Source organism: Bacillus sp. SIMBA_031, from assembly GCF_046535225.1.
Taxonomy (GTDB): Bacteria; Bacillota; Bacilli; order Bacillales; family Bacillaceae; genus Bacillus; species Bacillus velezensis.
Genome location: NZ_JAWRXC010000001.1, coordinates 827589 through 842736 on the forward strand (window position 1 = coordinate 827589; position 15148 = coordinate 842736).

The window sequence follows — 15148 nt, forward strand, 5'->3', positions numbered from 1 at the left end:
TATTATAAAAATGCACATGAGACAAATGCCCAGCATAAGATAACACGAAGAAGAACAAGGAGGCCTGCCGGAATGTCTGAATACAGGGAAATTATTACGAAAGCGGTAGTTGCGAAAGGAAGAAAATTCACCCAATGCACCAACACGATCTCACCTGGAGAAAAACCGTCAAGTATATTGGGCGGCTGGATTATCAACCACAAGTACGATGCCGAAAAGATCGGGAAGACTGTAGAAATTGAAGGGTATTATGATATAAACGTCTGGTACTCTTACGCCGATAATACAAAAACGGAAGTTGTAACCGAGAGAGTAAAGTATGTCGATGTGATTAAACTCAGATACAGAGACACAAATTACTTAGATGACGAACACGAAGTCATTGCCAAAGTGCTGCAGCAGCCGAATTGTCTTGAAGTCACCATTTCTCCTAACGGAAATAAAATCGTGGTTCAGGCAGAGAGAGAATTTTTAGCAGAAGTGGTCGGTGAAACGAAAGTCGTCGTCGAAGTCAATCCTGACTGGGAAGAAGACGATGATGATGATTGGGAAGACGATCTTGATGAAGAATTAGAGGACATTAACCCTGAATTTTTAGTCGGAGATCCTGAAGAATAAGTTGAGGCTAGGGGAGTTTAACACCCCAAGTCTCTTTTTTATATATAAAGATATCACTCTTTTGTTTATGTTATAATGGGATTCGGATAAGAGAAGATACATAGTGAGGGATTAAATGATGGCTAGTTATACGCCTATGATACAGCAATACTTGAAGATAAAGGCAGAGCACCAAGATGCCTTTTTATTTTTTCGGCTTGGTGACTTTTATGAAATGTTTTTTGAAGATGCAAAAAAAGCGTCACAAGAGCTTGAAATTACACTGACAAGCAGAGACGGAGGTTCGGCTGATAAAATTCCGATGTGCGGCGTGCCGTATCATTCCGCGGCGGCTTATATTGAACAGCTGATTAAAAAGGGCTATAAAGTGGCGATCTGTGAGCAGACGGAAGATCCGAAGGCGGCTAAAGGCGTTGTGAAAAGAGAAGTCGTCCAGTTGATCACACCGGGAACCGTGATGGATGGAAAAGGCATCCACGAGTCGGAAAACAACTTTATCGCTTCCGTTTCCGAATTCCGTGACGGATACGGTCTCGCTTTATCGGACTTAACGACCGGAGAAAACCTGGCCGTATTTATTGAGCGGATTGAAGATGTCATGTCAGAAATTTACTCAGTCGGCGCAAAGGAAATTGTCGTATCAAGCAAGTTTAACGAACATACAGCTGCTCAGCTGAAAGAACGGTGCGGCGCAACGATTTCCATCGAAGACGGGGAAATAACAGAACGCATTGAAATCGCAAAGCACTTGCCGGGCGAAGAGCTGACAGAGACGTTTATGCGTTTATATACGTATTTGCAGAAAACGCAAAAACGGAGCCTGGATCACCTGCAGCCGGTTCAAGTATATGAATTGGAAGAAGCGATGAAAATTGACCTGTATTCAAAACGGAATCTTGAGCTGACGGAAACGATCCGTTCGAAAAGCAAAAAAGGGTCATTGCTTTGGCTTTTAGACGAGACGAAAACAGCGATGGGCGGCCGGCTTCTCAAACAATGGATTGACCGCCCGCTGATCAGGGCATCCCAAATCGAAGAACGCCAGGAAATGGTCGAGACGCTGATCAATCATCTGTTTGAGCGTGAAGATCTGCGAGAGCGCCTGAAGGAAGTATACGATTTAGAACGTCTGGCGGGCCGGGTCGCATTCGGAAACGTCAACGCAAGAGATTTAATCCAGCTGAAAGAATCTTTAAAACAAGTGCCGAGCATCAAAGAGCTTGTAGGGTCTCTTAACCATAAAAAAGCAAAAGAACGCGCCGGCTTGATTGATCCGTGCGGAGATTTGCTTGACCTGTTAGAAGAAGCCCTTCATGAAAACCCGCCGTTATCATTAAAAGAAGGCAATTTAATTAAAGACGGCTATCATCAGAAGCTCGATGAGTACCGTGACGCCAGCAAAAACGGTAAAGACTGGATTGCCAGACTGGAGCAGCAGGAACGCGCTTATACGGGCATCCGTTCATTAAAGGTCGGTTTCAATAAAGTGTTCGGCTATTATATTGAAGTCACAAAAGCAAACCTTCATCTGCTTGAAGACGGACGGTATGAGCGGAAGCAGACCCTCACAAACGCCGAACGGTACATTACGCCGGAATTGAAGGAAAAAGAAGCGCTTATTTTAGAAGCGGAAAACAACATCTGCGAGCTGGAATATGAGCTTTTTGCCGGGCTGCGTGAAAAGGTGAAACAATTTATTCCGCGCTTGCAGCGTCTTGCCAAACAAATGAGTGAGCTGGACGCACTGCAATGCTTTGCTACGATCAGTGAAAACAGGCATTACACAAAGCCCGTCTTTTCTGATAATGAAGTAAAAGTCATTGAAGGGAGACACCCCGTCGTTGAAAAGGTGATGGACAGTCAAGAATACGTGCCGAACAACTGCCTGATGGGCGATTCGCGGGAAATGCTCCTGATTACGGGTCCGAATATGTCAGGTAAAAGCACGTATATGAGACAGATTGCACTTCTATCGATCATGGCCCAGATCGGCTGTTTTGTGCCCGCAAAAGAAGCGGTTCTGCCGATTTTTGATCAAATCTTCACGAGAATCGGGGCAGCGGATGATTTGATTTCCGGACAAAGCACCTTTATGGTGGAAATGCTGGAAGCGAAAAACGCGATTGTGAACGCCACAAAAGACAGCCTGATCCTGTTTGATGAAATCGGCCGCGGGACATCAACGTACGACGGAATGGCGCTGGCACAGGCGATTATTGAATATGTCCATGATCATATCGGCGCTAAAACACTGTTCAGCACGCATTATCATGAGCTGACGGTGCTTGAAGATAAGCTTCCTCAGCTGAAAAATGTTCATGTGCGCGCAGAGGAATATAACGGAACGGTCGTGTTTCTCCATCAAATCAAAGAAGGAGCCGCAGATAAAAGTTACGGCATTCATGTCGCCCAGCTTGCCGAGCTCCCGGACGATCTGATCAGCCGCGCGCAGGAGATTTTGAAACAGCTTGAGCAGACGGGAGATAAACCGGAGCTTCCGGCGGTATCTGAGAAAAAGTCCGCCGTCAGAGAAGAACCGGCACAGCTGTCCTTTTTTGCTGACGGTGAAAAAGAACAGAAGGCACCGGCTGTTTCTAATAAAGAAAAACAAGTGCTTGAAGCCTTTAAGTCAATCAATATTCTCGATATGACGCCGCTTGAAGCGATGAATGAAATGTACAAGCTGCAAAAAAAATTAAAATAGAAAGAGGTGACGGACTTGGCAAAAGTCATCCAGCTGTCAGATGAACTTTCAAATAAAATAGCGGCCGGCGAGGTGGTCGAACGGCCTGCCTCAGTCGTTAAAGAATTGGTGGAAAACGCCATCGACGCAAACAGCACAGTCATTGAAATCGACATAGAGGAAGCGGGGCTTTCGTCGATTCGGGTGCTCGATAACGGCGAAGGGATGGAAACCGATGATTGCAAGCGGGCTTTCCGCCGCCACGCGACCAGTAAAATCAAAGATGAAAACGACCTGTTCCGGGTGAGAACACTCGGTTTCCGTGGAGAAGCTTTGCCAAGTATCGCGTCTGTTTCTCATCTGGAAATTAAAACGAGCATCGGCGAGGGAGCGGGAACCCATCTCATTCTTCAGGGCGGGAATATCATTTCTGAACAGAAATCCTCCAGCAGAAAAGGAACGGAGATTATCGTTACCAACCTGTTTTTCAATACACCCGCCAGATTGAAATATATGAAAACCGTGCATACGGAGCTCGGCAATATTACGGATGTTGTCAACCGGATCGCTCTTGCGCATCCGGAAGTATCCATCCGTCTCCGCCATCAGGGGAAAAATCTGCTGCAGACAAACGGTAACGGGGACGTGCGCCATGTGCTGGCCGCAATTTACGGGACGGCGGTTGCGAAAAAAATGATACCGCTCCATGTCAGCTCGCTTGATTTTGAAGTCAAGGGCTACATTGCGCTTCCGGAAATCACGCGTGCATCCAGAAACTACATGTCATCTGTCATTAACGGAAGATACATTAAGAATTTCCCGCTTGTAAAAGCGGTGCATGAGGGCTATCACACACTTCTGCCGATCGGCCGCCATCCGATTACGTTTATCGAAATTACGATGGACCCGATTTTGGTTGATGTCAATGTCCATCCGTCGAAGCTTGAAGTCCGCCTCAGCAAAGAGACGGAGCTGCATGAGCTGATCCGTGACGGGATAAAGGAAGTGTTTCAAAAGCAGCGGCTTATTCCGAGCGCCCAGCTCCCGAAAAAATCAGCGCCGGCACCGGCCAAAAACGAACAGCAATTTATGACATTCGAGGAAAGCGCGCCTGAGCGGAAACTTCCTGAAAAAACGCCGGAGCCGTCTTACTCACCAATGAAGCTGAGTTCGGTCGTAAAAGAGCCTGAGCCGGTAATAATAGAAGAAGAGATCCTCCCGAATGAAGCGGATCACGGAGTGCCACCGGAGCTCGGTATGCCCGAAACGGCAGCGCCTGTTTCAGATATTCCGGAACCGGAAGCTGTCTCTGAAGAAATACGGGAAGAAAGAGTTCCGGTGATGTATCCGATCGGCCAAATGCACGGGACATATATTTTAGCCCAAAACGAAAACGGCTTGTATATCATTGACCAGCATGCGGCACAAGAACGGATTAAATACGAATATTTCCGGGAGAAAGTCGGGCAGGTCGAGCCTGAAGTGCAGGATATGATCGTGCCGCTCACCTTTCATTACGCGGCAAATGAAGCGCTGATCATTGACCAGCATCAGCATGAGCTTGAAAGCGTCGGAGTATTTTTAGAAGCATTCGGCACGAACAGCTACATCGTCCGCTGCCATCCTGCCTGGTTTCCAAAAGGGGAAGAAGCTGAACTGATTGAAGAAATCATTCAGCAGGTGCTTGACGCCAAACAGATCGATATTAAAAAACTGCGGGAGGAAGCGGCCATTATGATGAGCTGCAAAGGCTCAATCAAAGCGAACCGCCATTTGCGAAACGACGAAATCAAAGCGCTCTTGGACGACCTGCGCCGAACGACAGACCCGTTCACATGCCCGCACGGCCGGCCGATCATTATCCACCACAGTACGTATGAGATGGAGAAGATGTTTAAGCGTGTGATGTAATAACAACGTTTATGTGAGACTAAACCGTTATTTGCCCACAAGCAGCCTTACTAGTTTGAATGACCCAGCCTTTCAGAGATAACTTTTGAGTTTTTTAATTTCTGGCATAATTGGTGCATTGGTATGCCGTCAATCATGAAAATGATTTGTTTAACATCCAGCTGCTTTTCTGTCATATAAAAATTGTTTTTGGAGAGTATTTGGGGTTGGCGATGTAGTATCCTGTGATTGGTGTAACCGTCTATATCGTCCATTGACTGCATTAATAGTGAAATAATTGGAGAAAACGGTTCCTGAAAAATCTCATGTTATTTGTGAAGAATTTAAATAAAATTGGAATTTGGCGGGTTATACTATCCGCAAGTTAGTCAAGGGGGACTAGTAATTAGCCCCCCTTACATTTAGTTCTTCCTGCGGTTTTTTCTATTTTTGATCAAACTGAAAACCACTAAGAGAACCACACCGACAGCAACGATATAAAATGAAATTTCTGCTGTTGCGGTATTAATATTCTTAAGAACAAGGATAAGTCCTATTAAAACTATAGGAATGATGTAAGTTAGAATTCTTATAGCTTTTGGGCTCGGTTCAGCGTTACTTTTATCTTCCATAGTTACCTCCGATCTTAACACGTTAGAAAATAATCACTTTAAAGCTTAACACAGGATAAATTTGTTAAACACCAACAATAGCCCCGTTTAAATGAAAAGCCTAAGAGTTTTAGTAATCCACCAAGCGGCTGTTGGGTTGCCAGTTCTTTTAGAGCATCGCATAGCACGCATCTTCAACTGTACCAGTAAAATTGTCGATCGTATTAAGAATTATTTCAAAACGCCAATTCCACCCATAGCAGCTTTAACTTTAGCAGGTATTGCATCCCAATCTGCTCTTAGTGCTTTTGCATCCCAGGGCAATTTACCTTGAGCGGTAAACTCCGACCCATATAACATAGTCTATTTGTCTAATGTTTAATATTTACTTTTTACACTTAATGATTTTATGTTAGTTTTGTTTTTGCACAGTAAAAAGCTGAGCGGCGCTTTCGTGAATTGTTGCAGCTAGGGCTGATTTGAAAAGAGTGTAAATCACGCCGTACTTTTCTAAGTTCAATTATGTTAATGTCAACATAATGTTGCAATTCGGTATTATCTTGAAGAAAAGGATTAAAATAATAATCTTGATTGCGGATCATTTCTAAAAACTGATTATCCCCTTCGGCCGCTTCGGCAATTGCTTTTCAAAACAAAAGCTAAATTTGTTTTCTTATTATCCGAAACTCATATTCATCCTTCATTTTCTGAATAAAATTCCCTAAAGAATTCATCTAAATTAATATTCTAATTTCCTTATATATCAGCATAGCAATTTGTAAAAAAGGTCCAGACTGGTGCTTTTGGCGGGAGCAGAAAGTTTTTTTAACTTTACCGGAAAATCCATGGAAAAACGTGGTGTCATCTGGTAAAGTGGTTACAGTCGGCTGGGCGGCGGCAGCAGTCTGCCCGGATCTTTTAAATGGGAATGGTGACAATGGATCATACATATGAAGTGCATCAAATCAAAACTTATCACCAGATGTGGTCCAACTATTGTTATATTATCGCAGACCGCTCAAAAAAATCTGCGATAGCGGTGGACCCGTCCTGGGAAATCGATAAAATAACCGATAAACTGCATGAATTGGATGTTGATTTATCAGCTATTTTATTAACACATTCGCATTATGACCATGTAAACTTGGCGGAGCCGCTTCAGCAAATCTATCATTCTGATATATACATGTCGTCGGCGGAAATCGATTTCTATCAATTCCGGTGCAGAAACTTAATAGCGCTTGAAGACGGCCAAACCTTTGCGGCCGGAGGGTTTATCATCAGAAGTATACTGACCCCGGGACATACGGCCGGGGGAATGTGCTATTTGCTATCTGATCATCTTTTTACCGGTGACACCGTGTTTACAGAAGGGTGCGGGATATGTGAGGACAGGGGCAGCTCAGCTGAAGACATGTTTCACAGTATACAGAGGATCAAAGCCTCCATTCCGCCGCATGTGCGCGTGTATCCGGGGCACTCCTTCGGGGAGAAGCCGGGTCAAAAAATGGAGAGTCTTTTGAAAAACAATATTTACTTTCAGATTGAAAAAAAAGAACATTTCGTGAATTTCCGCAACAGAAAAAATCAAAAAGGGCTGTTTCATTTTAAGTAATGTGTAATTTAGTTCTATCTAACTAGCTTTTCTTTTGAAGCAAGGAACTTCTGAAATGGAATGGTAGTTATTACTAGATTTCTGGTGATGAATGGCTGAGTAACGGGAGTTTGCGGAAGAGAACGCCGGGCAGGCCGGATGGGACATTCTGCTTACGCCTGTTCCGAAAGCCCTGAGCCCGACTTCCGGCAGGGAAAAATAGGCATTATTCAGGAGTTCGCATAGGATAAATTAACTTGACATGGTATTTTTGTGCAGTTACTATCAACTTGAACATGCTTCTTATCTGAATCCGAGAAAGGATGGCTGAGAAAATGATCACATACTTATTCCCCGGACAAGGTTCTCAAAAGCAGGGAATGGGGAGCTCATTGTTTGATGAATTTAAAGACTTAACGGAGCAGGCTGATGAAACACTCGGATATTCCATGAAACGGCTTTGTCTTGAGAATCCGTATTCCAATCTTCATAAGACGCAGTTCACCCAGCCTGCTTTATATGTTGTAAACGCGTTAAGCTATTTGAAAAAAATCCAAGACAATGACATAAAGCCGGATTATGTGGCCGGGCACAGTTTGGGAGAATATAATGCGCTGTTTGCAGCAGGTGCTTTTGATTTTATTACCGGCCTGCAGCTTGTCCGTAAAAGAGGCGAATTAATGAGTATGGCCACTGACGGAAAAATGGCCGCTGTTATGGGGTTAACTGCAGCTCAAGTGTCAGACACCCTTCAAACGCACGGATTACATACGATTGATATTGCCAATATGAATTCTCCTCACCAAGTTGTCATATCCGGACGCAAAGAAGACATTGAAAGAGCCAAAAGCGTATTCGAAGGATTAAAAGACGTTACGATGTTTCATCCGTTAAACGTAAGCGGCGCTTTTCACTCGAGATATATGAGCGAAGCAAAACAAGAGTTCGAAAAATTTTTACAGTCATTTCATTTTTCTGCTATATCAATTCCCGTCATTTCTAATGTGCATGCCAGACCTTACGAGCAAGACGGAATCCACTCCGTTCTGGCCGATCAGATCGACCATTCAGTGCGATGGAACGACAGCATCCGCTATCTGCTGGACAAAGGGCGGATGGAATTTGAAGAAGTCGGCCCGGGCCATGTGCTGACAGGGCTTATTCACCGCATCAAAAAAGAAACTGAAGCTTCACCCGCCATGTAGCGGAACGCAAGTCAAAATTCTTATCTCACACAATAGTGCCAGCCATACAACATCACGACCACTTCACCTGCACACGACATCACGAAAAACTCACAAATCAATATTTTAAAAAAATAAGCAGCAAAAAGGAGAACAAATGAACCAGCCAATTGTTTTCATGTTTTCTGGACAGGGTTCCCAATACTATCAAATGGGGAAAGAGCTATTTGCACATAACGCCGCTTTTCGGCAGAAAATGCTTGACTTGGACGATTTTGCAGTCAGCCGTTTCGGTTTCTCTGTCCTAAAAGAGATGTATCATACAGGCAATCGTCTGTCTGATCCATTTGACCGCCTTCTTTTCAGCCATCCTGCCATTTTTATGGCTGAGTACGCACTTGCATATGCTTTGGAGCAAAGAGGCATACGTCCCGATTATGTGATCGGAGCAAGCCTCGGAGAGTATGCAGCGGCCGCTGTGTCGGGCGTGCTGAGCGCCGAGGATGCTTTAGATTGCGTGCTGGAACAGGCCCGAATCGTTACGGAAACTTGCCGTAACGGCAGCATGCTTGCGATACTGGGTGATCCGGCTTTATATCAAGATGATCCGCTGCTCGGCGAACATAGTGAATTGGCATCTGTAAACTATCATTCTCACTTTGTCATCTCGGGAGAGCGGGAACATATCAAAAAGATCATGGACGATCTGAGAGAAAAGCAGATTCCTCATCAGCTATTGCCGGTATCTTACGGGTTTCACTCAGCGCTGGTTGATCAGGCGGAACAGCCGTACAAGCGCTTTTTAGCTCAGAAATCAATCCGGACTCCGTTTATACCGTACATCTCCAGTGCGACCGGAGAGGTTGAGACCGATATACAAGCGGACTTTTTCTGGGATATCGTAAGAAAGCCGATTCGATTCCGCGAAGCGCTTCAATTCGCAGACAGCCGCCAAAAAGGATTGTATATTGATGCCGGGCCTTCCGGAACATTGGCCGCATTTGCCAAACAGATTCTTCCTGCAGGATCGGCTGAACGCATCCGTGCCATTATGACGCCGTTTCATAAAGAACAAACACATTTGCAGCAAATAGAAGACAGCATTTTATCACCGCCCGGAAGGAGACTGTAAGATGATCAGCTTTGTTTTTCCAGGCCAAGGCTCGCAAAAAGTAGGGATGGGGGAGAACCTGTTCGGCCGCTATCCTGAATTAACCGCAAAGGCCGATCACATTCTCGGATATTCCATTCAGGAGCTGTGCCGGGACGGAGAACGTCTCAATCAGACTCAATTCACTCAGCCGGCGCTCTATGTCGTCAATGCCCTCAGTTATTTGAAAAAAACAGAAGAGACCGGCTTGAAACCGGATTTTACCGCCGGACACAGTTTGGGCGAATATAACGCGTTATACGCTTCGGGCGCCTTTGATTTTGAAGAAGGCTTACAGCTGGTCAAAAAAAGGGGCGAACTGATGAGCCGCGCAAAAGGAGGCGGCATGGCAGCGGTGATCGGCCTGACTCATGAGCAGGTGACGGATGTTTTAAGAGAAAATCACTTGGATATGATTGATATCGCCAACATGAACACACCGCAGCAAATTGTCATTTCCGGATATAAAGAAGATATTGAAAAAGCCGCATCCGTTTTTGAAGCCGTAAACGGCGTAAAAATGGTTCACCGCTTAAATGTCAGCGGCGCCTTTCATTCCAGATACATGCTGGAAGCGAAGGAAGAGTTTTCACGCTTTATTGAATCTTTCCGTTTTAAGCCGCTGTCCATCCCGGTCATTTCAAATGTGACGGCAAGACCCTATGAGCAGAGAGAGCTGAAAGAGACACTCACCGGACAAATAACGGGATCTGTGAACTGGACAGACAGCATCCGTTTCTTAATGGGAAGAAAGAACATGAGCTTTGAGGAAATCGGTCCCGGAAAAGTGCTGACGGGGCTGATTCAAAGAATTACGGCTGAAGCGGAGCCGATAACAGATGAAATCAAAGTCCCGGCCGAGGCTGGAAAAAGCTCAATTACGGCGGCGTCTTTAGGAAATGAAGAGTTTAAGCGCGATTATCAATTGAAATACGCCTACTTGGCCGGCGGCATGTACCGCGGAATTTCTTCGAAGGAAATGGTCGTCAAACTGGCCGAAAAAGGAATGATGGGCTTTTTCGGAACGGGCGGTTTGAACATCGCGCACGTCGAGGACGCCATTTTGTCAATTCAGCATGAGCTTCGTGACGGCGGTTCCTTCGGCATAAATGTTGTACATAATATGAAGCATACAGATTCAGAAGAAAAAATGATTGATCTTTTATTGAAGCATGGGATTCAGAACTTGGAAGCATCAGCGTTTTTAACGGTTACTCCCGCTTTAGTAAGGTTTCGCGCTAAGGGGTTAAAACGCGGTGCCGGCGGACAAATAATAGCGCGTCAGCGGATTATCGCCAAGCTTTCCCGTCCGGAAGTAGCGGAAGCGTTTCTCAGCCCGGCGCCTGATCACATTCTGCAGAAACTTGCAGCCGAAAACAAAATTACCGCTGAAGAAGCAAGTCTGATGAGAGAAATACCCGTTGCGCATGACATCTGCGTAGAGGCTGACTCAGGCGGCCACACTGACGGCGGAGTTGCTTACAGTCTCATGCCGGCGATCATCCGTTTACGAGATGACATGATGAAAAAATACCGATACGGCAAAACCGTCCGCATCGGAGCCGCAGGGGGAATCGGAACGCCCGAGGCTGCCATGGCCGCATTTATGCTCGGCGCTGATTTTATTGTGACCGGATCTATTAACCAATGCACCGTTGAAGCAGCGACGAGCGGCCTCGTAAAGGACCTCCTGCAGCAGATGAATGTACAGGACACGGCCTACGCGCCGGCCGGCGATATGTTTGAATCAGGCAGCAAGGTGCAGGTATTAAAGAAAGGGCTGTTCTTTCCGACTCGCGCCTCTAAGCTGCATGAACTGTATCAGCGTCACCGCTCAATTGAAGAAATTGATGAAAAGACACTCAGACAAATAGAAGAGAAGTATTTTAAGGCAAGTGTAAGCAGTATTTATGACAAAGTGAAGGCTCATTATTCGAATGAAGACATTTCAAAAGTCGAACGGAATCCGAAACAAAAAATGGCGCTCATATTCAAATGGTATTTCAGGCAAAGTTCTGCTTCGGCGATTAAAGGAGACCCGGATGCCAAGGTAGACTTCCAGATTCATTGCGGCCCGGCATTAGGCGCCTTCAATCAATGGGTGAAAGGTACGGAGCTGGAGTCCTGGAAAAACCGCCATGCCGATGGTATCGGCCTGCGGCTTATGGAAGAGACGGCCTCGCTTTTGAATCAGAAGTTAGGTTCATTTTTGCAAACGTGTTGACAAGACGAAATGATAGATTGAAAACATGGAATATTCATAAAAGATGAAACAGGGAGGAACTGACAATGAGTAAAGAAAGAATCTTTGAATTGCTGCAGAACACAATCTACGAGGTTTTGCCTGATTTAGAAGGCGAACAGCTTTCGCAGGAAGACCGGTTAGTTGATCTGGGGGCGGACTCAGTGGACCGCGCTGAAATTATCACGATGATGCTTGAAGAATTATCACTGCAGATCCCGCGTGTTGAGCTGACGGGAGTGTCAAACATCGGCGAATTGGCGGCAAAGCTTTATGAAAAGGTACAGGCTGTCTGATAAAGCGGTGAAACAATCGGAAACTCAAAATTCATATTGGAGGCGAAGTTCATGGCGGCTGCCGGAATAGAAGCGATAAATGTGTTTGGCGGGACGGCATACCTTGATGTCATGCAGCTGGCGGAGTACAGAAACTTAGACCCTGCCAGATTTGAGAATTTACTGATGAAAGAAAAAGCGGTGGCGCTTCCGTACGAAGACCCCGTTACATTCGGCGTTAACGCGGCAAAGCCGATTATCGACCGATTGACAGAGGCTGAAAAAGACAGAATCGAGCTGCTGATTACCTGCTCGGAGTCCGGCATCGACTTCGGAAAATCACTCAGTACATATATTCATGATTACTTAGGCCTCAACCGGAACTGCCGTTTATTTGAACTGAAGCAAGCCTGTTATTCAGGAACGGCGGGTTTGCAGATGGCGCTTAATTTTATTTTGTCGCAGACATCCCCCGGAGCGAAGGCGCTTGTCGTCGCGACGGATATTTCCCGGTTTTTAATTGCCGAAGGCGGTGATGCGTTAAGCGAGGATTGGTCTTACGCAGAACCGAGCGCCGGAGCGGGTGCCGTCGCCTTATTGATCGGTGAAAATCCAATTGTATTTCAGGCGGATGCGGGCGCCAACGGCTATTACGGCTATGAGGTGATGGATACATGCCGTCCGATCCCGGACAGTGAAGCCGGTGACGCCGACTTGTCATTGATGTCATACCTCGATTGCTGTGAACAGACATTTCGCGAGTACAAAAACCGTGTGCCGGGCGCTGACTACAAAGAGACGTTTCACTATCTAGCCTTCCATACACCGTTTGGCGGCATGGTCAAAGGGGCCCACCGGACGATGATGCGCAAGCTTGCAAAAGCGAAAAACGCTGAAATCGAACAGGATTTTCAAACCAGAGTAGAGCCGGGGCTCCGCTACTGCCAAAGAGTCGGAAACATTATGGGAGCAGCCTCTTTACTGGCTCTTGCAAGCACGATTGACCAAGGGGCATTCGACACTTCTAAGCGGATCGGCTGTTTTTCGTACGGCTCCGGGTGCTGTTCAGAATTTTACAGCGGCGTTGTGACGCCTGAAGGACAAACGCGGCAGCATTCTTTCAAAATAGAAGAGCACCTGAACAACAGGTACAGGCTGTCCATGGAAGAATATGAAGAACTGTTTAAAGGCAGCGGTTTGGTGAAGTTTGGAACCCGGAATGTCAAATTGGATGTGAATATGATTCCGAACATTTTAGACCATCATACCGGAAGCCCTCGTTTGTATTTGGAAGAAATCACGGAATTTCATCGGAAATACAGGTGGATCCCGTGACCTATGAGACGATAAACGTCCGTTTTCAGCAAAATGTCTGCTTCATCACCTTTGATCGGCCTGAAGCCAACAATACGATTAATGAGCGTTTAGTGGAGGAATGCCTGCACGTTCTTTCTGAATGTGAAGACTCCGTGACCTCCGTAGTGCTTGAAGGGCAGCCGGAGGTATTTTGTTTCGGGGCGGATTTTGATGAGATGTACCGGAAAATGAGGCAGGGTATACAGCATGCGGAATCGCAGGAGCCGCTTTACCGTTTGTGGCTGGCATTAAAATCCGGGCCGTACATCACAATCGCCCGCGTCCGCGGAAAAGTAAATGCGGGAGGTGTCGGTTTTGCCGCCGCCTGCGATATCGTCATTGCAGAGGAGAGTGCTTCGTTCAGTTTATCTGAACTGTTATTCGGACTTTATCCAGCCTGCGTTCTGCCGTTTTTAATTCAAAGAATCGGATTTCAAAAGGCGCATTATATGACGATCATGACAAAGCCCGTGCCGGCACGCCAGGCGCTTGAATGGGGACTTTGTGACGTATGCGTCCCGGACTCAGCAACAGAGCTGAGAAAGCATTTGCTGCGCCTCCGCCCGCTGTCGAAAAAAGCAGTCGTCCGCTATAAAAAATACATGGATTCCTTAAACGACCTTGTTCATCGTTCGAAATCCATTGCTTTAGCCGAAAATCAAGCGATGTTTTCAGATCCGGATAACCAATCAGCCATCTTCCGTTATGCAGAAACGGGGCGGCTTCCTTGGGAAACGGAGAACAGTTAGGAGGATATCATGCCGAACGCCGCAGTTGAACTGCTCGAAATTGAACCGGATATTATCCAAGTGACAATGCAGGATAAAGCCCATAAAAACGCCTTCTCCAAAGAACTGACGGATGGATTGATGGAAGCATTCACCCGTATAAAAAAATCGTCAGTCTATAAAGCTGTGATTTTAACAGGATACGGCCATTACTTTGCTTCCGGAGGCACACAGGAAGGCCTGCTCAGGATTCAGCAGGGCATCACGAAGTTTACGGAAGACCGCATGTACTCTTTGGCGCTGGAATGTGATATCCCTGTCATTTCCGCCATGCAGGGCCACGGAATCGGAGGCGGGTTTGTCATGGGGCTTTTCAGTGATTTTGTCATATTAAGCAAAGAAAGCGTGTATACCGCAAACTTTATGAAATACGGTTTCACCCCCGGAATGGGCGCTACCTTTATCGTTCCGGAGAAGCTTGGGGCAAGCCTCGGCCATGAAATGCTGTTAAACGGCGGCCACTACCGCGGCGGTGACCTGGAGAAAAGAGGGGTGCCTTTTCCGGTGCTTCCGCGGCAGGAAGTACTAGACTATGCGCAGGAATTGGCCCGTGAGCTTGCGGAAAAACCGAGAAACTCTTTAATTACATTGAAAAGGCACTTGGTGACGCCGTTTCGCGAGCAGCTTCCGGCCGTCATTGAGAAGGAGTTAATCATGCACGATGAGACGTTTCATGATGATGAAGTGAAAAAACGAATCACGACGATGTACGGAGTATAAGACATACATCTTACATACAGATGAAATGGAGGCAGCT

The 15148-nt window shown here is 46.2% G+C and carries 12 protein-coding genes; 11 read left to right on the forward strand and 1 reads right to left on the reverse strand.

The window, feature by feature from the left end:
• Positions 1-72: 72 nt before the first annotated feature.
• The 3 genes from cotE to mutL all read left to right on the forward strand — a co-directional run bounded on the left by cotE (position 73) and on the right by mutL (position 5212).
• Positions 73-618: an outer spore coat protein CotE gene (cotE, locus tag SB724_RS04115; protein WP_003154111.1), complete on the forward strand. Its 546-nt coding sequence runs from the start codon at positions 73-75 to the stop codon at positions 616-618.
• A gap of 118 nt (positions 619-736) precedes the next feature.
• Positions 737-3322 (forward strand): DNA mismatch repair protein MutS, encoded by a 2586-nt coding sequence (gene mutS / locus SB724_RS04120; protein WP_007409829.1) that lies wholly within the window; start codon positions 737-739, stop codon positions 3320-3322.
• Between the two features lie 15 nt (positions 3323-3337).
• Complete coding sequence (gene mutL, locus SB724_RS04125) at positions 3338-5212, forward strand: DNA mismatch repair endonuclease MutL (protein ID WP_082998028.1); 1875 nt, start codon at positions 3338-3340, stop codon at positions 5210-5212.
• A 401-nt stretch (positions 5213-5613) separates the two neighbouring features.
• Here the strand turns inward: mutL and SB724_RS04130 are convergent, their stop codons facing one another.
• On the reverse strand, positions 5614-5823 hold the full coding sequence (locus SB724_RS04130; RefSeq protein WP_060561674.1) for a hypothetical protein: 210 nt from the start codon (positions 5821-5823) through the stop codon (positions 5614-5616).
• 916 nt (positions 5824-6739) lie between these two features.
• Here SB724_RS04130 and SB724_RS04135 point away from each other — a divergent pair.
• The 8 genes from SB724_RS04135 to SB724_RS04170 all read left to right on the forward strand — a co-directional run bounded on the left by SB724_RS04135 (position 6740) and on the right by SB724_RS04170 (position 15111).
• Complete coding sequence (locus SB724_RS04135) at positions 6740-7417, forward strand: MBL fold metallo-hydrolase (protein WP_003154103.1); 678 nt, start codon at positions 6740-6742, stop codon at positions 7415-7417.
• Positions 7418-7731: 314 nt separating this feature from the next.
• Positions 7732-8601 (forward strand): ACP S-malonyltransferase, encoded by an 870-nt coding sequence (gene fabD, locus SB724_RS04140; protein WP_007409838.1) that lies wholly within the window; start codon positions 7732-7734, stop codon positions 8599-8601.
• 136 nt (positions 8602-8737) lie between these two features.
• Positions 8738-9712, forward strand: coding sequence for an acyltransferase domain-containing protein (locus tag SB724_RS04145; protein WP_410570166.1), 975 nt, complete (start codon positions 8738-8740; stop codon positions 9710-9712).
• Position 9713: 1 nt separating this feature from the next.
• On the forward strand, positions 9714-11954 hold the full coding sequence (gene fabD, locus SB724_RS04150) for an ACP S-malonyltransferase (RefSeq protein WP_265971713.1): 2241 nt from the start codon (positions 9714-9716) through the stop codon (positions 11952-11954).
• A 65-nt stretch (positions 11955-12019) separates the two neighbouring features.
• Positions 12020-12268: an acyl carrier protein gene (locus SB724_RS04155; RefSeq protein WP_007409841.1), complete on the forward strand. Its 249-nt coding sequence runs from the start codon at positions 12020-12022 to the stop codon at positions 12266-12268.
• Positions 12269-12319: 51 nt separating this feature from the next.
• Entirely contained in the window at positions 12320-13582 is a 1263-nt protein-coding gene (locus SB724_RS04160) for a hydroxymethylglutaryl-CoA synthase family protein (protein ID WP_265971712.1), read from the forward strand.
• Positions 13579-14352, forward strand: a complete 774-nt coding sequence (locus SB724_RS04165) for an enoyl-CoA hydratase/isomerase (protein WP_265971711.1) — start codon at positions 13579-13581, stop codon at positions 14350-14352. The genes SB724_RS04160 and SB724_RS04165 overlap by 4 nt, the downstream gene beginning before the upstream one ends.
• Before the next feature lie 9 nt (positions 14353-14361).
• Positions 14362-15111, forward strand: coding sequence for a polyketide synthase (locus SB724_RS04170; RefSeq protein WP_003154094.1), 750 nt, complete (start codon positions 14362-14364; stop codon positions 15109-15111).
• Positions 15112-15148 lie beyond the last annotated feature (37 nt).